This is a genomic window from Pseudomonas sp. HT11 (assembly GCF_044875395.1).
Lineage (GTDB): Bacteria > Pseudomonadota > Gammaproteobacteria > Pseudomonadales > Pseudomonadaceae > Aquipseudomonas.
This window is the reverse complement of the sequence record NZ_CP173217.1, coordinates 3,708,672-3,732,627: the sequence shown is the minus strand read 5'-3', so window position 1 is coordinate 3,732,627 and position 23,956 is coordinate 3,708,672. Positions and strand designations below refer to the sequence as shown.

Sequence of the window (23,956 nt, the reverse complement as noted above, 5' to 3'; positions counted from 1 at the left end):
TTCAAAATGTGGGCGCTGGCTTGCCTGCGATAGCGGTCTTCAGGCCGGCTGCAAATCTGCCGCCAGCCGCCGATTCAACTGATGCCGCCAGCGCACATATAACAGTGCGGTACAAAACACCGCCAGGCTCGCGAGCATCTCCAGCACCCCGAACCACTGGCGGTTCGGGTCATAGGCCGCCAGTGCGCCCTTGATGAAATACAAGTTCACCACAAAGCACATCCACGAATGCCCGCGTGCGCTGCCGAGCAACATGCCCGGCGCCAGCACCAGCAGCGGCACCAGTTCGATCAGCAGAATCACCCACGGGCGCGCGCCGTGCAGGTCGGCGACGAACAGGTAATACCCGCACAGCAACCCCACCAGCCCAAGAAACGCCAGCAGGCTGAGCACGCGTGCGACGTAGACCCGTGGTTCCAGCCACGCCTGGGGCGGCAGGACCTTAGGCTTTCTGGCCACGGCCGTTCTCCAGCAGCATGGCGGTGGTGGCCAGGCGCAGGCCAAGGGCGCGGCACAGGGTGATTTCGTGCTGATCGAGCATGCGCTTGCCGTCGGGCCCCGAGTGATGGCTGGCGCCGTACGGCGTGCCGCCGCCCTGGGTGTCGAGCAATGCTTGTTCGCTGTAGGGCAGGCCGGTGATCAACATGCCATGGTGCAGCAACGGCAGCAGCATCGACATCAGCGTGGTTTCCTGGCCGCCGTGCAGGCTGGCCGTGGAGGTGAACACGCCGGCTGGCTTGCCGACGAGGGCGCCGGTCAGCCACAGGTTGCTGGTGCCGTCGAGGAAATACTTGAGCGGCGCGGCCATGTTGCCAAAGCGGGTCGGACTGCCGAGGGCCAGGCCCGAGCAGTTTTTCAGGTCATCGAGGCTGGCATACAGCGCGCCTTCGTCGGGAATGCTCGGTGCCACCGCTTCACACTCGGTGGAAATCGCCGGCACGGTACGCAATCTGGCTTCCATCCCGCCTTGCTCGATACCGCGGGCAATCTGCCGGGCCATTTCGCTCACCGAGCCATTGCGGCTGTAATACAACACCAGCACATACGGCGCGGTCACGGCAGCAGCTCCAGCAGGTTTTCCGGCGGGCGGCCAATGACGGCTTTATCGGCGGTTTCCAGGATCGGGCGTTCCATCAGCTTCGGGTGTTCGGCAATCGCGTCGATCAGTTGCGCTTCGCTGAGGCTGGCGTCGGCCAGGTTGAGAGCTTTGTATTCGTCTTCGCCGGTGCGCAGCAATTGGCGTGCGCTGATGCCCAGCTTGCCCAGCAGGGTCTTCAATTGCGCGGCGTTCAGCGGGGTTTCGAGGTAGCGCACGACGGTGGGTGTGAGGCCGCGGGCTTCCAGCAGTTCGAGCGCACCGCGGGATTTCGAGCAGCGCGGGTTGTGATAAAGCGTCAGATCGGTCATGTGCGGGTCGCATCTTGCGTAAGGTGGCGGGTATTCTACCTGCGCAGCGTCCTGTCCTTAAACCGTAAGAGGCGATAGGTCGCAGCCAACGTTCATTTTTTGCGAAGGATTACCCCATGACAAGGCGACTGATCGGTGCATTGGCGATCATCACAACCCTGCTGCTCAGCGGCTGCGGTAACGACTACGGCGTTGACCAATACGGTAAGAAGGTCGCGTCAGAACGCTTGGACAAACAGTGGGTGGTGGTCAATTACTGGGCGGAATGGTGTGGCCCGTGCCGCACGGAGATCCCGGAACTCAATGCCTTGGCCGAGCAGCTCAAAGGGCAGAACGTTGGGGTTTTCGGGGTCAACTTTGACAATGTGCAGGGTGAAGAACTCAAGGCCGCCAGCGAGAAGCTGGGGATCAAGTTCACCGTACTGGCGCAGAACCCGGAAGAGATTTTCGATATCCCGCGCAGCGAGGCGTTGCCGGTGACCTACATCATTGATGACAAGGGCAAGGTGCGCGAGCAGTTGATGGGTGAGCAGACGGCGCAAGGCGTGCTCGCCAAGCTCAAGGCCCTACGCGGTTAACTGTGTGGGAGCGGGCTTGCCTGCGATGCGGGCGACCCGGTATGCCTGTGATACCGAGTCGATGCTGTCCCAGGCAAGCCAGCTCCCACAGCAAAACCGGTGTGCAATGAAGTCGATCAGCCTTCTTCAAGCCACAGCCGAATAGGCTTGCCTTCAGCCGGCCAGAAACGCGTCTGCTCGATCGGCGAGATGTCCCAACGCTCGACGCCTTGCAGGGCCTGGAAGAAGCGGTGCTCCTGCTCCATCAAGGCCTCGGCGCAGAGTTTGCGAGTGCTGCCGATCTTGCCGAAGTTCAGCTTGTCACCCTCAACGGTGTACGGCGCAAACCAGTGGTTGCAACCGCCATTGCCGTAGGCGCGACCATCGGCGCCAAGGGTGACGGTCAGGTGCGCGTAATCCATCAGCGGCCGTTCACCAATCCATTCCACCACGTAGCTGTGATCCTGCTTGAGCTTCACCGCGTCGCCGGCGCAGCCGGTCAGGCCCATGCCGACGGCCGCGAGCAGCAGCAGGCCTTTCATTGCGCGGCCTGCTGGCATTTAGGGCAGCGGTGCTTGTCGCCTTCGCTGGCCCAGCCCAAGGCCTTGATGCGCGCGTTGGCGGCAGGTTGCAGCGGCTCTTTGGTCAGCTTGGTTTCTACCGCGAATTCAAATTCCAGCACGGTGTCGCAGCTGTCGCAGTTGACCTTCCAGGTATGAATTTCCAGCTCGCCGAATTTCGGCCCCTGGGCCATGGCGACCCATTGGCCTGCCGGGCGGATGGAGTAGCGCGCATCACCTTCGACGGTCAGGCGCATCGACAGGGTTTTACTGCCACGCAGGGTGACGATCAGCACGTCGCCGTGTTTGATCGAACCACCGTTGCCGGTGACTTGATAACGGCCCGGCACCAGGGCGCGGCATTCGATCAGGGTGTGTTGCGGGCTCAGCAAGCTGAAGCGGAAATCGTGTTCGGCCATGGATCCTCCAAATAGGCGCGGCATCCTACCACGGGTGCCGGCCTATCATGAGCCTGGTATGTGACCGCCGATCATCCTTCGACCAGGTTCTGCGGCTGGCCTTTGGCCCACGCGGCAATATTGCCCAACGTGGTGCTGGCGATGGCCGCCAGGGCCTCGCGGGTGAGAAATGCCTGGTGCGCGGTGATGATCACGTTGGGGAACGTCAGCAGGCGTGCGAGCACGTCGTCTTGCAGCGGCAGGTCGGAGCGGTCTTCGAAAAACAGCTGGGCCTCTTCTTCATACACATCCAGCCCCAGGTAGCCGAGTTGGCCGTCCTTGAGGGCTTCGATCAGCGCCGGCGTGTCCACCAGCCCGCCACGGCCGGTGTTGATCAGCATTGCGCCGCGCTGCATCTGCGCCAGGGAGCGGGCGTTGATCAGGTGTTTGCTGTCGGCGGTCAGTGGGCAGTGCAGGCTGATGATCTGCGCGTGCGCCAGCAGCTCGGGCAGGCTCACATAACGTGCGCCAAGGGCCTGCACTTGCGGGTTGGGGAAAGGGTCGTAGGCCAGCATTTGGCAGCCGAAGCCGGCCATTATCTTGGCGAACGTGGCGCCGATCTGCCCGGTGCCGACCACGCCGACGGTCTTGCCCACCAGGTCGAAACCGGTCAGCCCATGCAAGCTGAAATCGCCATCGCGGGTGCGGTTGTAGGCGCGATGCAGGCGGCGGTTAAGGGCGAGAATCAGCGCCACGGCATGCTCGGCCACCGCGTGGGGCGAGTAGGCCGGCACCCGCACGATGGTCAGGCCCAGGCGCTGGGCGGCGTGCAGGTCGACATGGTTGTAACCGGCCGAGCGCAGGGCAATCAGGCGCGTGCCGCCTGCGGCCAGTTGCTCCAGCACCGGGGCGCTGAGGTCGTCATTGATAAACGCGCAGACCACTTCGTGGTGTTCGGCCAGGGCCACGGTGTCGAGATTGAGTCGCGCAGGCTGAAATTGCAGCTCAAGGCCGGCCGGCAGTGGCTCGCCAAGAAAACTGTCGCGGTCGTAGGTCTGGCTGCTGAAAAGAATGACGCGCATCAAAAAAGCTCCCTGCAAGTTGCGAGTTGCAAACGCAGACCCTTGAAGACAGGAGCAAACCCGTGCCGCAAGCGCCCGCGCTTATAAAATAAACTCAGGCGCTGACGCGCGCCTCACTGGCCAGGCGGGCAATCGCCATGTCCAGTTCATCCAGGGCCGCCATGGCCTTGGCGTCGTCCTGCTTGAGCAAGGTCTCCGCGCGTTGGCAGGCGGCGCGCAATTGCGGCACGCCGCAGTAGCGGGTGGCGCCGTGCAGCCGGTGGACGCGCTCGATCAGGGCATTGTTGTCTTTGGCTTCGCGGGCGACGGTGATCGCCAGGCGGTCGGCTTCCAGAGAGGCCAGCAGCATGGCGAGCATGTCGGCGGCCAGATCGGCCTTGTTGGCCGCCAGACGCAGGCCTTCCTCATGGTCCAGTACCAACAGTTTCACGCCTGTGCCCGAACTGTCGCTGGTGCGTTCCGGGCCTTGGTTGCGCAGGGCCAGGCCGGTCCACTTCAGCACCACTTGGGCCAGTTGGCGTTCGCTGATGGGTTTGGTCAGGTAGTCGTCCATGCCGCTTTGCAGCAGCGCGCGTTTTTCGTTGGCCATGGCGTGGGCGGTGAGGGCGACCACCGGCAACGGCGTGCCGTGGCGCTCGCTTTCCCATTGGCGGATAGCCTCGGTGCTTTGGCGGCCGTCCATGCCGGGCATTTGTACGTCCATCAGCACCAGGTCGAACGTTTCCTGTTTCACCGCGTCAATGGCGGCATAACCGCTTTCTACCGCCTGCACCTTGGCGCCCATGTCTTCGAGCAGGGTTTGTACCAGCAGCAGGTTTGCCGGGTTGTCATCCACGCAGAGCACGCGCGGCGCGCGGCTGGACAGCGGCTCGCCGGGTTCGCTGCGCAAGGGGCGCGGGCTGATCAGGTCGGCCAGTGCACGGCGCAATTTGCGCGTGCAGGCCGGTTTGGCCTGCAACTGGCTGTTGGGGTTGGGCACCGATTGATTGAACAGCATCTGTTCGGTGGTTGGGCACAGCACCAGCACTTTACAGCCCAGGTGTTCCAGGTCCCACAAATGCTGGTTGAGGCGTTCGGGCGGAATATCATTGGCCGTGACGCCGAGCACGGCAAGGTCGATGGCCTGCTCGGTCTGATGCGCGCTGGTGATGCCGTTGGTCAGGCTTTCCAGGGTGTTGAACGGTGTCACTTCCAGGCCGCAATCTTCCAGTTGGTGTTGCAGGGCCTGGCGCGCCAGCTCGTGGTTTTCCAGCACCGCCACGCGACGCCCCAGCAGTGGCGCGCTGGGCAGATCGTCGACGTCATCGCGGGTTTTCGGCAGGTTGAGGCTGATCCAGAATTCAGAGCCTTCGCCCGGCGTGCTGTCGACGCCGATCTCGCCGCCCATCTGCTCGATCAGTCGTTTCGAGATCACCAGGCCCAAGCCGGTACCGCCCGGTTGCCGCGACAGGGAGTTATCGGCCTGGCTGAACGCCTGGAACAGTGCGCGCACGTCCTGGTTGGACAGGCCGATGCCGGGTCTTGCACACTGATACGCAGCTGCACGCTGTCCTCCTGTTCGTCCTCGACCATCGCGCGGGCAACGATAGTGCCTTCGCGGGTGAACTTGATCGCATTGCTGATCAGGTTGGTGAGGATCTGCTTGAGCCGCAACGGGTCGCCGACCAGCGCCAACGGGGTGTCGCGGTACACCAGGCTGACCAGTTCCAGCTGCTTGGCATGGGCGGCGGGCGCGAGGATGGTCAGGGTGTCTTGCAGCAAATCGCGCAGGTTGAACGGCACGCTGTCGAGCACCAGCTTGCCGGCCTCGATTTTCGAGAAGTCGAGAATTTCGTTGATGATGCCCAACAGGTTGTCGGCGGACTTTTCGATGGTGCCCAGGTAGTCCAGTTGGCGCGGCGACAGTTCGCTTTTTTGCAACAGGTGGGTGAAACCGAGAATGCCATTGAGCGGGGTGCGGATCTCATGGCTCATATTGGCCAGGAACTCCGACTTGATACGGCTGGCCTCCAGGGCCTCTTTGCGCGCCAGGTCCAGCTCGATGTTCTGGATTTCAATGGTTTCCAGGTTTTGGCGCACGTCTTCGGTGGCCTGATCGATGCTGTGCTGCAACTCTTCCTGGGCATTTTGCAGGGTTTCGGCCATGCGATTGATGCCCGAGGCCAGCTGATCCAGCTCCTGGCTGCCCAAGGGTGGCAAGCGGGTTTCCAGGTTGCCGTCCTTGAGTTGGGCCACGGCCAGCTTGATCTGGCCAATCGGCGAGTTGATCGTGCGGCTGATCCGCAGCGCGAGCGCGGCGGTGCAGATCAGGCCGATGGCGATCAACAGCAAGCTGGCGAACAGGCTGCGGTAGCCGCGCAACAACATGCCATTGTGCGACAGCTCTACCTCGACCCAACCCAGCAAACGGTCGGCTTCATCGGGGATCAGCTCGCCGGCGAGGTTGCGGTGGCGGCCAAATACCGGCAGCAGGTAGCGCGTGGCGTCATTGCCGGTGCGCTGCAGCAGGTGGGAACTGTTACCGACGGGCGGCTGGTTGAGCATGGTCGGGCCGGCGTGCGCCAGGGGCGAGCGGTCTGGCGCCAGAAACGACACGGCACGCACGTCCGGTTGTTCCAGCGACTGGGTAGCGATGCGTTCCAGCAGGTCGGTGTTCTTGCTACTCAGGGCCGGGGCTACCAGCGGCGCCAATTGCTCGGCAATCATTTCGCCACGCTGCAGCAACTGGGTTTGCAACTCCGAGAGCTGCATCCAGGTGAAATAACCCCCCAACAACAGGGCCATCAGGCTGGTCGGTAATAAGGTCAGCAACAGTACGCGGCCTTTTATCCCCATTCTTCTAAGCACGCCACTCTCCTGCTACCACATTGTTTTCGATTATCTGCGCGGGCATCCGGCCCACGCCACTTGCGCAGTGTAGCCATTTGCGCGGCCTGGAATCTCGCAAATTAATGACATACCGCGATCTTCGGGCCATTGAGAGCCGGGCGGCGATTGCCTGGGGCAGTTTAATCTTGAATAATCAGCGATTGAGAATGACTTGCAGACGCTAATGACTCCCGCAGCTGGCTCACCCAGTATCCTGACAATTGAAGATGACCCTGTGCTGGGTGCTTATGTGCATGAGCATCTGGGCCGCTGTGGCTTCCAGGTGACGTGGTGCCAGAATGGCCAGCAAGGTCTGCAAATGGCCCGCGACCAGGCGTTCGACGTGGTGTTGATGGATATCCTGTTGCCCGGGATGGACGGGTTGTCGATCCTCACCCACCTGCGCCAGAGCCATGCCATCCCGGTGATCCTGATGTCGGCGCTGGGCGCAGAAACCGACCGAATCAGTGGTTTTCGCCTCGGTGCGGATGACTATCTGCCCAAGCCATTCAGCATGATCGAGCTGCGGGTGCGCATTGAAGCCATCTTGCGCCGCGTGGCCCTGGACCGGCGCCCGCTGCCCACGCCTCTGGCGGTGCGCGACAACAGTCGCACGCTGCGCTTTGACGACGAGCTGTGCGACGTCTTCTATCAGGCGCACTGTGCCGGGCTGACCCGCAGCGAATACCGTCTGCTGGAAACCCTGCACCGCAATGCTGACGAAGTGCTCAGCAAGGCCTTCCTCTATCAGCATGTGTTGCAGCGCGGTTATGCGCCCCACGACCGCAGTCTGGACATGCATGTCAGCCAGATTCGCCGCAAGCTCAAGGCCATCGGCTACAGCGAGTGTGAAGTGCGCACGGTGTGGGGCAAGGGTTACGTACTGAGCGGCCATGATGAAGGGCGTTGAGCGGTTGCCGGGCAAGCATTCGTTATTCTGGAAACTGGCCTGCCTGCTGATCGCGTTCTGTTTGCTGATGATTTGGCTCAGTTGGTCCTGGGGCCGCTACATGGAAGAGCAGAATGCCTACGTGGCCGAGGAGTCGCGCGAGATTCTGCGGGGTTATGCCGCGGGCGCCGAACTGGCCTGGAGTACCCAGGGCAGGGTAGGTGTGGATGCCTGGTTAGCGCTTATGGCCAGGCGTGAGGCCACGTGGATCGGTGTGATCGGCAACGACTTGCAGTCTCTGAGCAGCACGCCACTGAGTGACAAAGAAAGCCAGCGCCTGACCTTTCTGCGCGGGCTGGAGTGGCCGGTCAGCCGGCATGTCAAAGGCCTGCCGTGGATGAAAATTCCGTTTCCGGTCGACCCAGGCGCGGGTTCGCTGGTGATTGAGCTGCCCCAACGTTTCATGCCGGGGCGCTACCAGCTGTTTTGGCGCGTGGTGACCAATGGCGTGATCCCCGGCCTGTTTACGCTGTTGCTGTGTATTGGGCTTTATCGGCTTTTGATCATGCCCCTCAATCAATTGCGTGAGCAGGCCAATGCCTGGCGCGCCGATCAATTGAATACGCGCATGTCGCCTGAGGCCACCAGCCGTCAGGACGAGCTGGGCGAACTGGGCCGGGCCTTTGACGATATGTCCGAGCGCTTGCAGGGCACGGTGGTGTTGCAGCAACAACTGCTGCGGGACATGTCCCACGAGCTGCGCACACCGTTGAGCCGTTTGCGCGTGGCCTGCGACAGTGAACAGGATTTGACGCAGTTGCGTGAGCGCCTGGGCCGGGAAATCGATGCCATGCAGCGCCTGGTGGAGGACAGCCTGCAGCTGGCCTGGTTGGACAGCGAGCGCACGCCGTTGCCCAATGAAGACATTCAACTCCCGGCCCTGTGGGACATGCTGAGGGAAAACGCCTGCTTTGAAAGTGATTGGCCGGCGTCGCGTTTACCCTGCCGGTTGCCCGCGGACTGCTGGGTACAGGGCAACCTGAACGCGCTGGCTCAGGCCCTGGAAAACATCCTGCGTAACGCCATTCGGCATTCTCCCCCGCATGGGCGGGTGCAGCTTGATGGCTGTCGAGACGCTGATTACTGGCATATCTGGCTCCAGGATCAGGGCGCCGGCATTGATGAGCGTGACCTGGAGCGTATTTTCGCGCCGTTCACACGCTTGGAAGGGTCACGGCCCGGTGATGGCGGTTTCGGTCTGGGCCTGAGCATCGCCCGCAATGCCGTGCAGCGTCAGGGCGGGCGTTTGTGGGCGGAAAATACCGGGCAAGGCCTGCGTGTGCATTTGCGTCTGCTGGCGCGTTAGCCTTCACCCGCGACGTTGTTTGCGCTTCTTCCACTGGTGCGCGACCCACCAACGCCAATAGCCCATGGTCAGGCAATAGGCCAGCGCGCCCAACACCAGCCCCACAACCACCGATCCCAACAGGAATGGCTGCCACAGCGTGCTCAACTGGCCGCTGATCCACTCCCAGGTGAGGTTGTCCGGCAGGCTGCGCGGCGGCACGTTCATCAGCCAGGCACCGGTCAGGTAAGTGCAGATAAACACCACCGGCATGGTGATCGGGTTGGTCAGCCACACCAGGCTGACAGCGATAGGCATATTGCCGCGCACCACAATCGCCAGGATCGCGGCCAGCAACATCTGCAGCGGAATCGGGATGAATGCCGCGAACAGGCCCACCGCCATGGCACGCGCGACGGAGTGCCGGTTCAGGTGCCAGAGGTTGGGATCATGCAGCAACGTGCCGAGAAATCGTAAAGACTTGTGTTCCCTGATACTCGTGGGATCGGGCATGTACCGTTTGAATAAGCGCCGGGGCATAAGGGGTCCAGGTCAGTTCGAGGGGCAAGTATGCCCGCATTCTATAAACAGAAAATTCAGACTTTGTGACAAAACATCATCGGCAGCGCTGGGCGAGCGACTAAGACTGAGTGGATCACTTGCAAGGGATGATTCATGAAAATCGGCATGTTTGCGCTCGGACTTGGCCTGCTTTCGTTGCGACTTTTACCCGCACTGCCGCCTACCGGATGGCTACTGGCCATTTGGGTGATTGCGTTGATGTTGTTGCCTTTTCGCACCTATCCGGTGGCCTTTTTCCTGTTCGGATTGGGCTGGGCGTGCCTGAGCGCGCAGTGGGCCTTGGACGACCGTCTGAAGCCGGCGCTGGATGGCCAGACGCGTTGGGTAGAAGGCCGCGTGACCGGGCTGCCGCAGCAGACAAGCACTGGCGTACGGTTTGAACTGACCGACAGCCGGTCACGCACAGCCCGCTTACCCAAGCGCATTCGGGTGTCCTGGCACGGTGGCCCGCCAGTAAAGAGTGGTGAGCGTTGGCGCCTGGCGATCACCTTGAGGCGGCCCGCGGGGCTGCTCAATTTTCACGGTTTTGACCACGAAGCCTGGCTGCTGGCCCAGCGCATCGGCGCCACGGGATCGGTCAAGGACGGCCAGCGCCTGACGCCAGCCCGCAATGCCTGGCGCGATGCTGTCCGGCAACACTTGGCGGCGGTGGACGCCCAAGGGCGCGAGGCGGGTTTGGCGGCGCTGGTGTTGGGCGATGGCTCTGGGCTGGCTGCCAGGGACTGGCAGGTATTGCAGGACACCGGAACCGTGCACCTGCTGGTGATCTCCGGCCAGCACATCGGCTTGCTGGCGGGGTTGATCTACGGCCTGGTGGCCGGGCTTGCGCGCCACGGCTGTTGGCCGCGAGCCTTGCCGTGGCTGCCATGGGCGTGTGGCCTGGCGTTTGCCGCCGCGCTGGGTTACGGCCTGTTGGCTGGGTTTGGTGTGCCGGTACAACGCGCCTGTGTGATGGTCGGCCTGGTATTGCTGTGGCGTCTGCGTTTCCGGCATTTGGGGATCTGGTGGCCACTGTTGTTGGCGCTCGACGCCGTGCTGGTGCTGGAACCGTTGGCGAGTTTGCAGCCGGGGTTCTGGTTGTCGTTCGCGGCCGTCGCGGTGCTGGTACTGGCGTTCAGCGGGCGCCTGGGCCCATGGAGTCTGTGGCACGCATGGACGCGTCCACAGTGGTTGATTGCCATCGGTTTGTTTCCGCTCCTGCTGGTGCTTGGCTTGCCTGTAAGCCTGAGTGCGCCAGTGGCCAATCTGTTTGCCGTGCCATGGATCAGCCTGGTGGTATTGCCATTGGCCCTACTGGGGACTGCGCTGCTGGCGATTCCGTTTGTGGGTGAAAGCTTGCTGTGGTTGGCCGGCGGCGCACTTGATGGGCTTTTCAGAGGGCTGACGCTGCTGGCGAGCCAGCAGCCGGCCTGGATACCGGCCGAGGTGCCCTTGGTGTATTGGTGTGTAAGCCTGGCGGGCGCGGTGTTGTTGCTGCTGCCCCAAGGCCTGCCGTTTCGGCTGCTGGGCTGGCCAATGCTGTTGCTGGCGGTCTTTCCACCCAGGCAGCCCGTGCCTTTTGGGCAGGTGGACGTGGTGCAACTGGATGTCGGCCAGGGGCAGGCGCTGATCCTGCGCACGCGCCATCACACCTTGCTTTACGATGCGGGGCCGCGTTCCGGCGAGTTTGATCTTGGCGCGCGCGTGGTGCTGCCCGCGTTGAAAAAACTCGGGGTCGACACCCTGGACCTGCTGGTGATCAGCCATGCTCACGCGGATCACGCGGGCGGTGCGCCAGCCGTTGCCCAGGGGCTTGCAGTCCAGCGGGTGATCGGAGGAGAAACCCAAGGCTTGCCGGCATTGCTCGATACTCAACCCTGCGTCAGTGGCGAGCAGTGGGAGTGGGACGGTGTAGCGTTTGAACTGTGGCAGTGGCCTGGCGCCACTAGCAGCAACCCGAAATCCTGTGTGTTGGGTGTAAAGGCCAACGGCGAACGCCTGCTGTTGACCGGCGATATCGACCGCGCTGCCGAACGGGCTTTCCTCGCGTCCCCCCTGGCGGTACGGACCGATTGGCTGCAGGCGCCGCATCATGGCAGTCGCAGTTCTTCATCCTGGCCCTTACTGGAACAGCTGGTGCCCAAATCGGTCCTGATCTCACGGGGGCGTGGCAACGCGTTCGGTCATCCGCACCCGCAGGTGCTGGCGCGTTATCAGGCGTCGGGCAGTCGCGTGTACGACAGCGCCGAGCAAGGCGCCGTGCGTGTGCAATTGGGCGCCTTTGAACCACCTGAAGTTGCTCGCAGTCAACGCCGCTTCTGGCGTGAGGCGTTACCGTAAATCAACCTCGCCCAAGACCCAGGCCCGCGACGGGCGGGCCGGTGGCTGACGAGCCCCGCTGACGAACCTATATGGTAAAGTGGCGCACTTTTTCGAGGGGACATTCACTGTGTGGGAATTGGTCAAATCCGGCGGCTGGATGATGTTGCCGATCATCTTGAGCTCCATCGCCGCACTCGGCATCGTCGCCGAACGCCTGTGGACCCTGCGTGCCAGCCGCATCACGCCCGAGCATTTGCTGGGGCAGGTGTGGGGCTGGATCAAAAACAAACAACTGGATAAAGACAAACTCAAGGAATTGCGCGCCAATTCCCCTTTGGGTGAAATCCTGGCTGCCGGCCTCGCCAACTCCAAACATGGTCGCGAGATCATGAAAGAGTGCATTGAGGAAGCCGCCGCGCGGGTCATCCATGAGATGGAGCGCTATATCAATGCGCTGGGCACCATCGCGGCCATGGCGCCATTGCTCGGCCTGTTGGGTACGGTGTTGGGCATGATTGATATTTTCAGCTCATTCATGGGCTCAGGCATGACCACTAATGCCGCGGTATTGGCAGGCGGTATCTCCAAGGCCCTGATTACTACGGCTGCGGGCCTGATGGTCGGTATTCCCTCGGTGTTTTTCCACCGTTTCCTGCAACGCCGCATCGATGAACTCGTGGTAGGCATGGAGCAGGAAGCCATCAAACTGGTGGAAGTGGTGCAGGGCGATCGTGATGTCGATTTCGTCGAGGGCCGGGTGTGAAATTTCGCCGCAAGCAACGGGAAAACGTTGATATCAACCTCGCGTCGCTGATTGACGTGGTGTTCATCCTGCTGCTGTTCTTCGTCGTCACCACCACGTTCACCCGGCAAACCCAGCTGCGTGTCGACTTGCCGGAAGCGGTGAGCGGTTCGCCGGCCGAGGACCAGGACGCCAAGCAACTGGATATTGCCATCAGCGCCGACGGGGTGTTTTCGGTGAATAACCAATTGCTTGAGAAAAATGACCTCACCAGCCTGATGGACGCCTTGCAGAAAGAATCCGGCGGCGATACCAACATGCCGCTTTCGATCAGTGCAGACGGCAAAACCCAGCATCAAGCCGTGATCACCGCGATGGATGCCGCCGGCAAGCTCGGCTTCACCCATCTGCGCATGACCACCGTAGAGGCGGCGGCCCAACCCTGATGGCCATGTCCGATCGTTTGCTCAAGGCCTGGTACGAAGGCCACCCGGCACTCACGCTGCTGCGGCCGCTGGAGTCTTTGTATCGGCGTGTGGTGCAGCGCAAACGTGCGCGTTTTCTCGCGGGTGAGGGCGCGATCTATCAATCGCCAGTACCGGTGGTGGTGGTCGGTAATATCACTGTGGGCGGAACGGGCAAAACGCCGCTGATTCTGTGGCTTATCGATCACTGCCGGCGCAGTGGTTTGCGGGTAGGGGTGGTCAGTCGCGGTTACGGTGCCAAACCGCCGCAGTTGCCGTGGCGGGTCGAGGCCAGCCACAGCCCTGAAGTGGCCGGTGACGAGCCGTTGCTGATCGTGCAGCGCAGCGGCGTCCCGCTGATGATTGACCCAGACCGCAGTCGCGCGGTGAAAGCGCTGCTGGCCAGCGAGCCGCTTGACCTGATTCTTTCCGACGACGGTCTGCAGCATTACCGCCTGGCCCGTGACCTTGAACTGGTGTTGATCGATGCCGCCCGTGGCCTCGGCAACCGTCGTTGCTTGCCGGCCGGACCTTTGCGCGAGCCGGTCGAGCGCCTGCAGAGCGTCGATGCGCTGCTCTATAACGGTGCCGCGTCCGATCGCGAGGATGGCTTCGCCTTCCGTCTCCAACCCACGGCACTGATCAATTTGAAAACCGGTGAGCGCCAACCCGCCGATTATTTTCCGGTGGGCCAGCAGGTCCATGCGGTCGCGGGTATTGGCAACCCGCAGCGTTTCTTCACTACCCTTGAAACGCTACACTGGCGGCCGATACCGCATGCGTTTGCCGATCACGCGCCCTACAGCGCCGACGTCTTGAATTTTACGCCGACATTGCCGTTGGTCATGACCGAAAAGGACGCGGTGAAGTGCCGCGCTTTTGCCCGTCCCGACTGGTGGTACCTTGCAGTGGATGCGCTGCCGTCACCGGCGTTTGTCGCCTGGTTCGACACGCAACTGATGCGCTTGCTGCCCGCCCGACTCTTGCCTTAAATCGCTTTTACCCAGGAAACGCTCATGGACACCAAACTGCTCGACATCCTCGCTTGCCCGATCTGCAAAGGCCCGCTCAAGCTCAGCGCCGACAAAACCGAGCTGATCAGCAAAGGCGCCGGCCTGGCGTACCCGATCCGTGATGGCATCCCGGTGATGCTGGAGAGCGAAGCCCGAACCCTGACCACCGATGAGCGTCTGGATAAATGACCACCGCCTTTACCGTTGTCATTCCTTCGCGCTATGCATCGACCCGCTTGCCGGGTAAGCCGCTGCAATTGATCGGCAACAAGCCGATGATCCAGCTGGTGTGGGAGCAGGCCTGCAAAAGCAGCGCCGAACGGGTCGTCGTGGCCACCGATGACCCACGCATCATCGAGGCCTGCAAAGGTTTTGGCGCCGAAGCAGTGTTGACCCGCGAAGACCACAACTCCGGCACCGACCGCCTGGCCGAAGTCGCCACGCAGCTGGGCTTGGCGGCTGATGCAATTGTGGTCAACGTGCAGGGCGACGAGCCATTGATCCCGCCGAGCGTGATCGATCAGGTCGCCGCCAACCTGGCTGCCCATGGCGAAGCGCGCATGGCGACCCTGGCCGAGCCTATCGAAGACATCGACACCCTGTTCAACCCGAACGTGGTCAAGGTGGTCAGCGACATCAATGGGCTGGCGCTGACATTCAGCCGCTCGACCCTGCCTTGGGCGCGCGATGCGTTTGCCAGGAGTCGCGACGTCTTGCCGGAGGGCGTGCCGTACCGCCGCCACATTGGTATCTATGCCTATCGCGCTGGTTTCCTGCATGACTTTGTCAGCTGGGGCCCGTGCTGGTTGGAAAACACCGAGTCTCTGGAGCAACTGCGTGCCTTGTGGCACGGCGTGCGTATCCATGTGGGCGACGCGCTGGAAGCACCGCCGGCCGGCGTCGATACCCACGAAGACCTTGAGCGCGTCCGTCGCCTGCTGGGGGCCTGATGGAGGTTCTGTTTGTCTGCCTGGGCAACATCTGCCGTTCGCCGACCGCCGAGGGCGTATTGCGCCGTAAACTGCGCGAAGCGGGCTTGGCAGGCCAGGTCGAAGTGGCGTCTGCGGGCACCGGTGATTGGCATGTCGGCAACCCGCCGGACCAGCGTAGCCAGCGTGCGGCGTTGGTGCGCGGGTATGATCTGTCGGCTCAGCGTGCCCAACAGGTCTCGCGTGCCGACTTTGCACGTTATGACCTGATCCTGGCTATGGACCACAGCAACCTGCGCAACCTCAAGGCGCTGCACCCCGGGCAGGGTAAAGCGGAGCTGGACTTGTTCCTGCGCCGTTTTGAGTCTGAAGTAGACGAGGTGCCAGACCCTTACTACGAAGGTGAACAAGGCTTTGAACGGGTTCTTGACCTGATCGAGCGCGCCTGTGATTTATTGGTAATCGAATTGAAGGGGCGGTTATGACCTTGCAGGTGCTTGCGCAGGTATCGCTCAAACCATTCAACAGCTTTGGCATCGACGTACGCGCCCAATTGTTTGCCGAGGCCCGTAGTGATGCCGATGTCCGCGAAGCCCTGGCTTACGCGGCTGCGCACGCAGTGCCGCTGCTGGTGATCGGTGGCGGTAGCAACTTGTTGCTGACCCAGGACATTCAAGCATTGGTGTTGCGCATGGCGACCCAAGGCATTCGCGTGTTGCAGGATGATGGGCAGCAGGTGGTGGTCGAAGCCGAGGCGGGCGAAGCGTGGCACCCGTTTGTACTGTGGACCCTGGAGCACGGTTTCTGTGGTCTGGAAAATCTCAGCCTGATCCCCGGCACCGTCGGGGCTGCGCCGATGCAGAACATTGGTGCCTATGGTGTAGAGATCAAGGATGTGTTTGCCGGGCTGACCGCTCTGGACCGCCAAACGGGCGAGCTGCGCGATTTCAGCCTGCAAGAGTGCAACTTCGCTTACCGCGACAGCCTGTTCAAACACCAAACCGGGCGCTGGTTGATTCTGCGCGTGCGTTTTGCCTTGAGTCGCACCAGTCACCTGAAGCTCGGCTACGGCCCGGTGCAGCAGCGCCTGGCCGGGCAGGGGATCACCGAGGCGACGCCCAGCGACGTCAGCCGCGCAATTTGCAGCATCCGCCGGGAAAAACTGCCGGACCCGGCCGAGCTGGGTAATGCCGGGAGCTTTTTCAAGAACCCGCTGGTGTCCCAAGCGCTGGCCGCAGAGCTACAGGCGCTGTACCCGGACCTGGTGGCTTACCCGCAGACTGACGGGCAGATGAAACTCGCGGCCGGCTGGCTGATCGATAAGGCCGGCTGGAAGGGCTTTCGTGATGGCGATGCGGGCGTACATAAGATGCAGGCACTGGTGCTGGTCAACTATGGTGGGGCGACAGGGCACGATATTGCGGACCTGGCGCTGCGTATCCAGCAGGACATTGCTGAACGCTTCAAGGTTGAGCTGGAAATGGAACCTAATCGGTACTGAACCGTTAGAAACTAAAATGCCCCGCATCTTTCGATGTGGGGCATTTTTTATGGCGCTAGCAATCAGTCATCACGGCCCATGATGCCGAAGATCTGCAACAGGCTGATGAACAGGTTGTAGATCGATACATACAGGCTGATGGTCGCCATGATGTAGTTGCGCTCACCGCCGTGGATGATGGCGCTGGTCTGGAACAGGATGCATACAGAGGAGAACAGCACAAACCCTGCGCTGATCGCCAACTGCAGGCCACTGATCTGGAAGAACATGCCTGCGACCACTGCTGCCAGCAACACGAAGAAGCCAGCGGTGATGAAACCGCCCAGGAAGCTCATGTCCTTGCGGCTGATCAGCACGTAGGCCGACAGCCCACCAAAGACCAGGGCCGTCATGGCAAACGCCGAGCTGACCACTTGCGCGCCGCCGGCCATGCCGAGGTAACGGTTAAGGATCGGGCCGAGGATAAAGCCCATGAAACCCGTCAAGGCAAACGCCGACACCAGACCCCAGGCCGAGTCACGCAGCTTGTTGGTCAGGAAAAACAGACCGTAGAAACCGATCAACACGACAAAGATGTTCGGGTAGCCAACGCGCATTTGCTGCGCTACATACGCCATTACGCCGCTGAATGCGAGGGTAAGGGCGAGCAAGCCGTACGTATTGCGCAACACGCGGCTGACTTCAAGCTGCTCAGCCTGCGCGTTACCATTCACTGCGTAATTCTGTTCGCGCATGGCGACACTCCTTCAGTTTTGAAACGTTCAGTCGCAAAGATCATAACAGACGCTCTGTAACAAGCGATGCCGAGAGTTTGACAGTGTGTTTCATTCGGGTATTATGGCGCCCGCTGACACGGGATGGGCTACTATAATCCTGTGATGCAAAAGGGAAATTGGCAGAGTGGTTGAATGCACCGGTCTTGAAAACCGGCGAACGTTAATAGCGTTCCCAGGGTTCGAATCCCTGGTTTCCCGCCAAGATTTACACAAAAGCCTCGCGAAAGCGGGGCTTTTGCGTTTCCGGGGTTTGAGAATCAAGCAGCCTAGCTACTGATCGTTTTCGCATCATTTCAGGCGGTTTCCGCAACTCATTGCAAATTGCGGTCAGCGGGTCGGCTTAACGATCTGCCCGACGCGCTGATAAACCATCTCTGTTATTCGCTTGTCCGTGTGCCCGAGCAGGTGGCTGGCGTCGCACTGCTTTAATTTACCTTTCAGGCCCGGCAGTCAAATGCTGGGCCCATCCGCCGCATCGGCATCAGCGCACTCATTCGGCTGTTCGACGCGCGGCGATCACGACGTAGCGGGCTGTCACTGATCTTCGAATGCATGGCGATTCTAGGCAGGAACTAAAGCCCTCGCTTACCATTCGTGGCTTACCGCCAACATTTGGTGGGAGAGTGGAGGACGTGCAAAATCAGCACAAACCGTTTGATTGACAGTCTTGCAGTGTTGATCATCAAGCGCTGGATCAGAATGGAGCAGTTATGACTCGAGTATGGAAGATTTCAGCACTTGTCTGGTTGGCGCTCCTTAGCGCTTGCACGATCACAGGGCCAACATTTACACCTCTTAAAAACGTGGATTCACAACAGGGTGTCATCTATGTCTACAGGCCCAGTAACTACGACATGGGCTTAATGTCTGCCTTGATTTCTTTGGATGGCAAGCAAGTAGCGTCTCTGGAGAACGGTGGTTACATAGCCGTACCTGTTGCACCCGGTGAGCACAGGGTCACTCAGAAATGGAAAGCTGGAATCCTGGGGAATTCTGATCTTGAGGGCGGCACCACCGCCGTTGTCATCGACGTTAAAAGCTCAGATGCCTCGTACATCAGCCTCACGTCCAGCAGCGCCAGAGTGCGTGTAAACCAATCAAACGCTGTCAAGCTGCATTGGCAGCTTAATAAAATCTCTGCCGACCAGGCATTGCCCGAGATTTCTCAATGTAGAAAGGTTGAGGCGATCTAGTTCCAATCGGGTCGCAATATCAACAGCCAAATTGCGCGCAAAGAAAAGCCCGCGATGGGGATCAGCGGGCTTAAAGGGATGTTCACCAGGAGCTTGGGTTAACCATAGGCGCTTGACTGTGAAAAGTTTGTGAGTGTCTGGCGAGGTCACTGCCTGGATTGCGATATAACGGCAATGGCGTCCACCTAAAATCCGTGGGCAGCCATGCCAAGGGCTTTAGGCGGCCTACGGTGCAACACCGCGCCGTGATGACATAAAGGCGTTATTCTGGGGACAGGCGACGCAGCGTGGTGCCGCCGCTTCGCTTGTATCTGCCGGTTAGCATCAGGAGATCCTGTGTCCACTTCCAAGCTGACTTCGCACATCTTCAGCACGCCCCGTCATACGACGCACTATGTGGCGTCGGGACCTGCCGAGGGGCCATTGATGATGTTCCTGCACGGCTGGCCGGAGCTCGGTCTGATCTGGCGCGCGCAGATGCAAGCGTTCGCTGCCCAGGGCTGGCACTGCGTTGCACCCGACATGCGCGGCTATGGTGGCTCTTCGGTGCCGGCGGACACTCACGCGTACACCATTGAAAACATCGTGGCGGACATGGCAGAGCTTCATGACCATCTCGGTGGAATGCCCGCCATTTGGGTGGGCCACGATTGGGGCAGCGTTGTGGCGGGTGAATTGGTCGCTCATCAGTCCCAACGCAGCCGCGGCGTTGTGCTGATTTCGGTCCCGTACTTCCCCACCACCAACGCGTTGCCGACGCTCGTCCCGCTGGTTGACCGGACAATCTATCCGGCAGACGAGTATCCAGACGGTCAATGGGACTACTACCGCTATTACAACACGCACTTCGCGTCCGCCGTTGCCGACCTTGATGCAGATAAAGGCGCATCACTGGCTTCGATCTATCGACGAGGCGACCCTGCGAGCATCACTAAAGTCGCATTAAACGCCCAAGTCACCAGCAAAGGAGGGCGGTTTGGCGCAGCGCACCGAGCCCCGCCCACCCAGCCCGACCCTGCGCTCTGGCCGCAGGCGGACTTCGCGGCACTGGTGCGCAGTTTTGAGGAGCATGGTTTCCGCGCGCCCTGCGCGTGGTATTTGAACGACGATGCCAACATCGCTTATGCCCATCGAGCGCCCAATGGCGGCCGCCTGTCCCTGCCCGTACTGTTTGTGAACGGCGACTACGACCCGATGAATACCATCAAGGGTAATCAGTTGGGCGAGCCAATGCGTGCGGCCTGCGCAGACCTCACTGTGACGAGCTTATCTGGCGGCCATTGGTTGCCGGTGGAGTGCAAGAACGAACTTGTTGAGGCAATCAGTACCTGGCTTCAACGCAGAAACTTACGATGAGTATCGAGACATTGATGTTGCGGTGCGCCGGCTAAGGTTTGTGAACGTTTCGGCATGGCTCGTGAACACGGCCATGATCACCGGCCGGTTATTGACAGGCCTCACTACCCGGCAAACTGCGCGTCTGCCGGGCTTGAAGAGCGTTTAAGGCATCAAGACCGAGTCGACAACGTGGATCACGCCGTTGGACTGCATCACGTCTGCGATGCTGATACTTGCCTTGCCGCCTTTGGCATCTATCACCCAAAGCTTGCCGTCGTGCAGCTTGATATTCAGCGACTCACCTTGAACTGTTTTCAGCATAACGGTGCCGCCGTTCTTTTTGGCGTCGGCCTTAAGTTGTGCCGATGTATGAGTGCCGGGTACGACATGGTAGGTCAGGATTTTAGTCAGGTCGGCTTTGTGTTCAGGCTTGACCAGCGTATCGACGGTGCCTGCGGGCAGCTTGGCAAAGGCTTCGTTTGTCGGCGCGAATACGGTGAATGGGCCTTTGCTATTAAGCGTATCAACCAACCCGGCAGCCTTGACTGCTGCAACCAGCGTTGTGTGGTCCTTTGAATTGACCGCGTTTTCCACGATGGTTTTACTGGGGTACATCGCTGCGCCTCCGACCATCACAGAGTCGGCGGCGAAGCTTGCGGTTGCAGTTACGGAGAGAATAGCGAAGCAGGCTGCTGCAGCAATTTTTTTGTAAAAGGCGTGCATGGTGTATCTCCTTGGCTCGTATGCCCTCCGAGTGAGGGTATTGAATCTACGCGCCAGCGATCAAAGTGGATGCACCCGTTCATACAATATTCTTGTGAGCGTCTCGCGTGTTCGCTCAAGTTTCTTCCTGACGTGGCAGCTAATGGCCGAAGACTTCAAGGTTTGAATGCCGAACGAATATTTTCCGCTGTAGTACAACCCTCGCCAGGAGCGCGTGTTTTGAGATTACAAAACCGACTTTTCTGAGCGGAACAAGGTTTCTATAAGGACCTTGGCTGGGCGTAAAACACACTCAGTAGTTGGCTTTTCTGTAGCGCTGCTCGCCGATAGGGTTTGGCGCGCTCACCCGGTCGAATCCGGCGGGGGGCAGGGGCGCCTGCAGCGTGTCGACCCGTTGCGCACCCTACGCAGGTGGTGCCCGACAGATGCGTTTTTACCCAGTACCTGCCCATCCAACTGCGCCATGAAAAGGCATGAGAACTGCTGTCAGGCCGTTCCCGCACTCTTGTACTGCGCTGCCAACCGCTACATAATCCCACCGCTGAGGTTGATGTCTTTAGCAGCAAGGACGAAGACTGTGCCGCTTATGAGTCGTGCATTTTTCGAGCTGCGCCGATTGCACTGCCAAGCATTTATATATTGAAGAAATCAACGCTACACACATTGACGCCCCTCAGGAAAAAACATGTACAAGATGATTGCGGCACTGAGCTTTCTCGCTATAACTTCAGCGACAATGACTGGATGCAATGAAAAGGAAGGAAGCAAGGAAAACGCGGCAGCTACCAAAACCACTTATAACCCATCTGATAAATGCGCCATTGACACCATCGCCGGAAAGACCGGTGCAAGTATTTACGTTCCGCGCAGCGTTGTTCAATTCAACGGCTGGGCTTTCGATAGCGTGAACCAAAGTGCTTCGAAGGAAATCAAACTTCGCCTGAACGGTTATAAGGGCGATCCTGTCGCATTCAAGGATCATACTGTTATTGATCGGCCGGACGTGGCAAAGGCATTCAACAATCAGAAGCTCTTGAAGTCAGGTTTCTCCTTCAATGCTGATTTGTCTTCGTTGGAACCAGGTGGCTACAGCATCTCCATTGAGATCCCTGGAGAGAACTCCTCTCTGCTATGCCAATCCAAGGTCTTGCTTGTAATCGAATAACCCCAACATTCGCTGCCAGCCTCGAAGCCACTTCAAATGAAGCCGTTCAAATGAAGTCGCGAGCATGAGCGTTGAGGCTCGCAGCGCTTGATCTAAAAGTCTTCAGCCGATTGAAAAGCTGAATTCAGCACGACAAAAACGCCCTCCTGGTACGCGTAATATTGCTCACTTAAGCGCAGCAATCCTACGATCCCGCCTCGGACGGTCCTTCAGAAGCGTCCCGCTTACACCGACCCACAGCCTTCACCATTCGCAAAAATAGTATTGCTGCGGTTTCAAAGTGCATGAGAAAGGCTCTTGCTTGACTCATACAAAAGCCCCGTTCAAGCGGGGCTTCTGCATTTCTGGGATGAAAGACGCTCGACGCAGGAGCCTCCGATTATTTCTTCTTACTTGAACAAACCACCGATGGCATTGATCGCATCCGCAGCCTTGTTCACGTTTTGCTGGCGTTGAGGGTGGGTGTCCACCTGCGCCTGAGCGTTGTAGTTGGAATTACTGCAGCTTTTGTTGGTTTGCGTCAGCGCCGCCTGGAAGGCCGTCGCGCGCAAGGTGTCACCCTTGGCATTGGCCGCGTTTATGTTTGCCTGCAGGTCGCGGATCTGTTGCTGGCAGGAGGCGTTAGTGGTGTTGAGGGTGTTGCTGTTGCTGGCGCCGCCCAGGGCAGACGACAGGGCGCCCGTCAGGGCGGTCAGGTCGGCAGCGTGGGTGGGCAGGGTAAACAGGCTGAGCAGGGTGGCGGCTGGCGCGAGTTTGGAAAGACGCATGGCAAACCTCAATGTTTGATTGCCTGCGCTCAAGTGGGGACCCGAGCTGGCGCAGAACAATATCCGTATAGAGTGAGCGCTCGGGTGAAGCGAAATATAGGTTGGTCAATTATTGACCTTCAATATCGGCGTTGCATAAATGTGAGTTGTTTCACGTTGTGCGTCGCCATCGCTGGCGGCCCACCAGGTTTAAAGCGGCTCTACCTGCGTGCGGTAGTAAACATCCAAAGCTGAAAGCCTGAATGCCGAGCGCTGATCGGCACCATTCGTCTAATGCTTTGCACTCTGAATGCTGCGCCGTCTCTCAAGCTTAAGTGCGCATTTCCCGTGCGCCAAAGCGGAGAGTCATCATGGAAATCAACGAGAAGGCGCCAGGAAACCTTTCCCAACAAGCCGTGACGCGCGGCACAGACAATGAAACGGGCCACGATCCGCGCCAAGATGAGGGCGCGCTCCCATTGCCGCCTGACGACGACGCGCCGCTGGAAGAGGATATGTCGGATGTGGACGCGGCTGATTCAGTCGCGAGTGAACACCCCGATAATTGATCATTTCACTTCAGCGAACCCGGCCACTGTGCCGGGTTTTTATTGCCTGCAGAACGTGATCACCCATGCAACCCGTCTAGATCAATGGTTTTAAGCCGACTCGGGGTTGCCAGGCGTGGTTTTGGCGATTAACCTGAAAATGTTCGAATTGTTACGAATAATTTCGGGTGCGACCGATTTCGGTTTGCACGACTTCAGGATGAGGAACGAAAAATGTTTTCACACGAAGGTCCCGCACTAGAGCTGTTACTGTTCGTTTTTGGCTTGGCTGGCCTGCTTCTGGTCGTCTGGTTCTGTCATCACCAATACGAGCGAAAAACCGGGAAGGGCGTTAAAAAACAACAAAATCGTAACGAAAGCCGCTCGAACTAGGGTGATCAACGCGGTGCCAGCGGTCGGCCATTAAGCCTGACCGCCGGCAAAATGCAGCGTTACGCGACGGTGCAAATCCAGCGGTGATTTTGCCGATACGGCGCGCGGGTGAAGTGCACATCTGAAACCAGATTCAGGCCGCGCTCCTGAAGCGCTTCGGTCAATGCTACGAGTGTCTCTGCTTGGATAGTCATTGCTGTTACCTCGTCAGATTTACTGCGTTCATAGTTCTTGACCGGGCGGGCAACTGACTAATTCAAATTATCTATGCGCGTGCTTAACCTCTTGCGCTGGGTGGCGATTGGTTCAGCGTCATCGCTCATTCATCCAGTTCAATAAACAGGTGAAATGGAGCAAAAAAACCGCGCAGCCAGTGCTGTGGTACGACGATAAGGCGAGTATCCAATGAGAATCGCAGACAAAGAAAAGCCCACGA

The 23,956-nt window shown here is 59.8% G+C and carries 25 protein-coding genes, 1 tRNA gene and 2 pseudogenes; 16 read left to right on the top strand and 12 right to left on the bottom strand.

Features of this window, described 5'->3' with window-relative positions:
- Positions 1-39: 39 nt before the first annotated feature.
- The 3 genes from ABWL43_RS17125 to arsC are packed head-to-tail and all read right to left on the bottom strand — an operon-like array spanning position 40 to position 1,407.
- Entirely contained in the window at positions 40-459 is a 420-nt protein-coding gene (locus tag ABWL43_RS17125; RefSeq protein WP_404483247.1) for a DUF2069 domain-containing protein, read from the bottom strand.
- A complete protein-coding gene (gene wrbA, locus ABWL43_RS17120) occupies positions 443-1,057 on the bottom strand; it encodes an NAD(P)H:quinone oxidoreductase (protein ID WP_106579842.1) in 615 nt (204 codons plus the stop codon). Before wrbA ends, ABWL43_RS17125 begins: the two co-directional genes overlap by 17 nt.
- Complete coding sequence (gene arsC / locus ABWL43_RS17115; RefSeq protein WP_404483245.1) at positions 1,054-1,407, bottom strand: arsenate reductase (glutaredoxin); 354 nt, start codon at positions 1,405-1,407, stop codon at positions 1,054-1,056. Before arsC ends, wrbA begins: the two co-directional genes overlap by 4 nt.
- A 116-nt stretch (positions 1,408-1,523) precedes the next feature.
- On the opposite strand from arsC, the gene ABWL43_RS17110 reads away from it, so the two are divergent.
- Positions 1,524-1,985, top strand: coding sequence for a TlpA disulfide reductase family protein (locus tag ABWL43_RS17110; RefSeq protein ID WP_197628999.1), 462 nt, complete (start codon positions 1,524-1,526; stop codon positions 1,983-1,985).
- A gap of 116 nt (positions 1,986-2,101) precedes the next feature.
- Here ABWL43_RS17110 and ABWL43_RS17105 read toward each other — a convergent pair whose 3' ends face one another.
- The 4 genes and pseudogenes from ABWL43_RS17105 to ABWL43_RS17090 form a co-directional block, all read right to left on the bottom strand.
- Positions 2,102-2,506, bottom strand: a complete 405-nt coding sequence (locus ABWL43_RS17105; protein WP_145164738.1) for an META domain-containing protein — start codon at positions 2,504-2,506, stop codon at positions 2,102-2,104.
- A complete protein-coding gene (locus tag ABWL43_RS17100) occupies positions 2,503-2,943 on the bottom strand; it encodes a hypothetical protein (protein WP_106579838.1) in 441 nt (146 codons plus the stop codon). Before ABWL43_RS17100 ends, ABWL43_RS17105 begins: the two co-directional genes overlap by 4 nt.
- Positions 2,944-3,014: 71 nt before the next feature.
- The gene (locus tag ABWL43_RS17095; protein ID WP_404483242.1) at positions 3,015-4,004 is read right to left on the bottom strand and encodes a 2-hydroxyacid dehydrogenase; all 990 of its coding nucleotides are present in this window, start codon (positions 4,002-4,004) and stop codon (positions 3,015-3,017) included.
- A gap of 94 nt (positions 4,005-4,098) precedes the next feature.
- Positions 4,099-6,851 (bottom strand): annotated as a pseudogene (locus ABWL43_RS17090) (response regulator).
- 205 nt (positions 6,852-7,056) lie between these two features.
- Between ABWL43_RS17090 and ABWL43_RS17085 the strand changes: the two are divergent.
- A complete protein-coding gene (locus ABWL43_RS17085) occupies positions 7,057-7,782 on the top strand; it encodes a response regulator transcription factor (RefSeq protein WP_404483240.1) in 726 nt (241 codons plus the stop codon).
- Positions 7,769-9,127, top strand: a complete 1,359-nt coding sequence (locus ABWL43_RS17080) for a histidine kinase sensor domain-containing protein (protein ID WP_404488442.1) — start codon at positions 7,769-7,771, stop codon at positions 9,125-9,127. Before ABWL43_RS17085 ends, ABWL43_RS17080 begins: the two co-directional genes overlap by 14 nt.
- Before the next feature lie 3 nt (positions 9,128-9,130).
- Here ABWL43_RS17080 and ABWL43_RS17075 read toward each other — a convergent pair whose 3' ends face one another.
- Complete coding sequence (locus ABWL43_RS17075) at positions 9,131-9,646, bottom strand: DUF2062 domain-containing protein (protein WP_404483238.1); 516 nt, start codon at positions 9,644-9,646, stop codon at positions 9,131-9,133.
- Between the two features lie 135 nt (positions 9,647-9,781).
- Here ABWL43_RS17075 and ABWL43_RS17070 point away from each other — a divergent pair, with 135 nt between their 5' ends.
- The 8 genes from ABWL43_RS17070 (at position 9,782) to murB (ending at position 16,638) form a co-directional block, all read left to right on the top strand.
- Complete coding sequence (locus ABWL43_RS17070; RefSeq protein ID WP_404483236.1) at positions 9,782-12,007, top strand: DNA internalization-related competence protein ComEC/Rec2; 2,226 nt, start codon at positions 9,782-9,784, stop codon at positions 12,005-12,007.
- 109 nt (positions 12,008-12,116) lie between these two features.
- Complete coding sequence (locus ABWL43_RS17065) at positions 12,117-12,752, top strand: MotA/TolQ/ExbB proton channel family protein (protein ID WP_106579832.1); 636 nt, start codon at positions 12,117-12,119, stop codon at positions 12,750-12,752.
- Positions 12,749-13,177, top strand: a complete 429-nt coding sequence (locus ABWL43_RS17060) for a biopolymer transporter ExbD (RefSeq protein ID WP_106579831.1) — start codon at positions 12,749-12,751, stop codon at positions 13,175-13,177. Before ABWL43_RS17065 ends, ABWL43_RS17060 begins: the two co-directional genes overlap by 4 nt.
- Positions 13,177-14,187: a tetraacyldisaccharide 4'-kinase gene (gene lpxK / locus ABWL43_RS17055; protein ID WP_262207330.1), complete on the top strand. Its 1,011-nt coding sequence runs from the start codon at positions 13,177-13,179 to the stop codon at positions 14,185-14,187. The genes ABWL43_RS17060 and lpxK overlap by 1 nt, the downstream gene beginning before the upstream one ends.
- 24 nt (positions 14,188-14,211) lie before the next feature.
- Complete coding sequence (locus ABWL43_RS17050) at positions 14,212-14,397, top strand: Trm112 family protein (RefSeq protein ID WP_003174668.1); 186 nt, start codon at positions 14,212-14,214, stop codon at positions 14,395-14,397.
- A complete protein-coding gene (gene kdsB, locus ABWL43_RS17045; protein ID WP_145164751.1) occupies positions 14,394-15,158 on the top strand; it encodes a 3-deoxy-manno-octulosonate cytidylyltransferase in 765 nt (254 codons plus the stop codon). The genes ABWL43_RS17050 and kdsB overlap by 4 nt, the downstream gene beginning before the upstream one ends.
- A complete protein-coding gene (locus ABWL43_RS17040; protein WP_242199496.1) occupies positions 15,158-15,622 on the top strand; it encodes a low molecular weight protein-tyrosine-phosphatase in 465 nt (154 codons plus the stop codon). Before kdsB ends, ABWL43_RS17040 begins: the two co-directional genes overlap by 1 nt.
- A complete protein-coding gene (gene murB, locus ABWL43_RS17035) occupies positions 15,619-16,638 on the top strand; it encodes a UDP-N-acetylmuramate dehydrogenase (RefSeq protein WP_369303011.1) in 1,020 nt (339 codons plus the stop codon). The genes ABWL43_RS17040 and murB overlap by 4 nt, the downstream gene beginning before the upstream one ends.
- 62 nt (positions 16,639-16,700) lie before the next feature.
- Here the strand turns inward: murB and ABWL43_RS17030 are convergent, their stop codons facing one another.
- Complete coding sequence (locus ABWL43_RS17030) at positions 16,701-17,372, bottom strand: Bax inhibitor-1/YccA family protein (protein ID WP_145164757.1); 672 nt, start codon at positions 17,370-17,372, stop codon at positions 16,701-16,703.
- Between the two features lie 152 nt (positions 17,373-17,524).
- Here ABWL43_RS17030 and ABWL43_RS17025 point away from each other — a divergent pair.
- Positions 17,525-17,615, top strand: a tRNA-Ser gene (locus tag ABWL43_RS17025).
- Positions 17,616-17,741: 126 nt separating this feature from the next.
- Here ABWL43_RS17025 and ABWL43_RS17020 read toward each other — a convergent pair.
- Positions 17,742-17,828, bottom strand: a pseudogene (locus ABWL43_RS17020) (integrase); the annotation flags it as partial.
- A gap of 296 nt (positions 17,829-18,124) precedes the next feature.
- Between ABWL43_RS17020 and ABWL43_RS17015 the strand changes: the two are divergent.
- The gene (locus ABWL43_RS17015) at positions 18,125-18,607 is read left to right on the top strand and encodes a DUF2846 domain-containing protein (RefSeq protein ID WP_404483232.1); all 483 of its coding nucleotides are present in this window, start codon (positions 18,125-18,127) and stop codon (positions 18,605-18,607) included.
- Positions 18,608-18,943: 336 nt separating this feature from the next.
- A complete protein-coding gene (locus ABWL43_RS17010) occupies positions 18,944-19,963 on the top strand; it encodes an alpha/beta hydrolase (protein ID WP_404483230.1) in 1,020 nt (339 codons plus the stop codon).
- 144 nt (positions 19,964-20,107) lie between these two features.
- On the opposite strand, the gene ABWL43_RS17005 is transcribed toward ABWL43_RS17010, so the two are convergent.
- Positions 20,108-20,668 (bottom strand): fasciclin domain-containing protein, encoded by a 561-nt coding sequence (locus tag ABWL43_RS17005; protein WP_369303007.1) that lies wholly within the window; start codon positions 20,666-20,668, stop codon positions 20,108-20,110.
- Positions 20,669-21,353: 685 nt separating this feature from the next.
- On the opposite strand from ABWL43_RS17005, the gene ABWL43_RS17000 reads away from it, so the two are divergent.
- A complete protein-coding gene (locus ABWL43_RS17000) occupies positions 21,354-21,833 on the top strand; it encodes a hypothetical protein (RefSeq protein ID WP_242198585.1) in 480 nt (159 codons plus the stop codon).
- 389 nt (positions 21,834-22,222) lie between these two features.
- Here ABWL43_RS17000 and ABWL43_RS16995 read toward each other — a convergent pair whose 3' ends face one another.
- Positions 22,223-22,600 (bottom strand): DUF1090 family protein, encoded by a 378-nt coding sequence (locus ABWL43_RS16995; protein WP_404483228.1) that lies wholly within the window; start codon positions 22,598-22,600, stop codon positions 22,223-22,225.
- Positions 22,601-22,950: 350 nt separating this feature from the next.
- Here ABWL43_RS16995 and ABWL43_RS16990 point away from each other — a divergent pair, with 350 nt between their 5' ends.
- Complete coding sequence (locus ABWL43_RS16990) at positions 22,951-23,148, top strand: hypothetical protein (RefSeq protein ID WP_145164776.1); 198 nt, start codon at positions 22,951-22,953, stop codon at positions 23,146-23,148.
- Positions 23,149-23,956 lie beyond the last annotated feature (808 nt).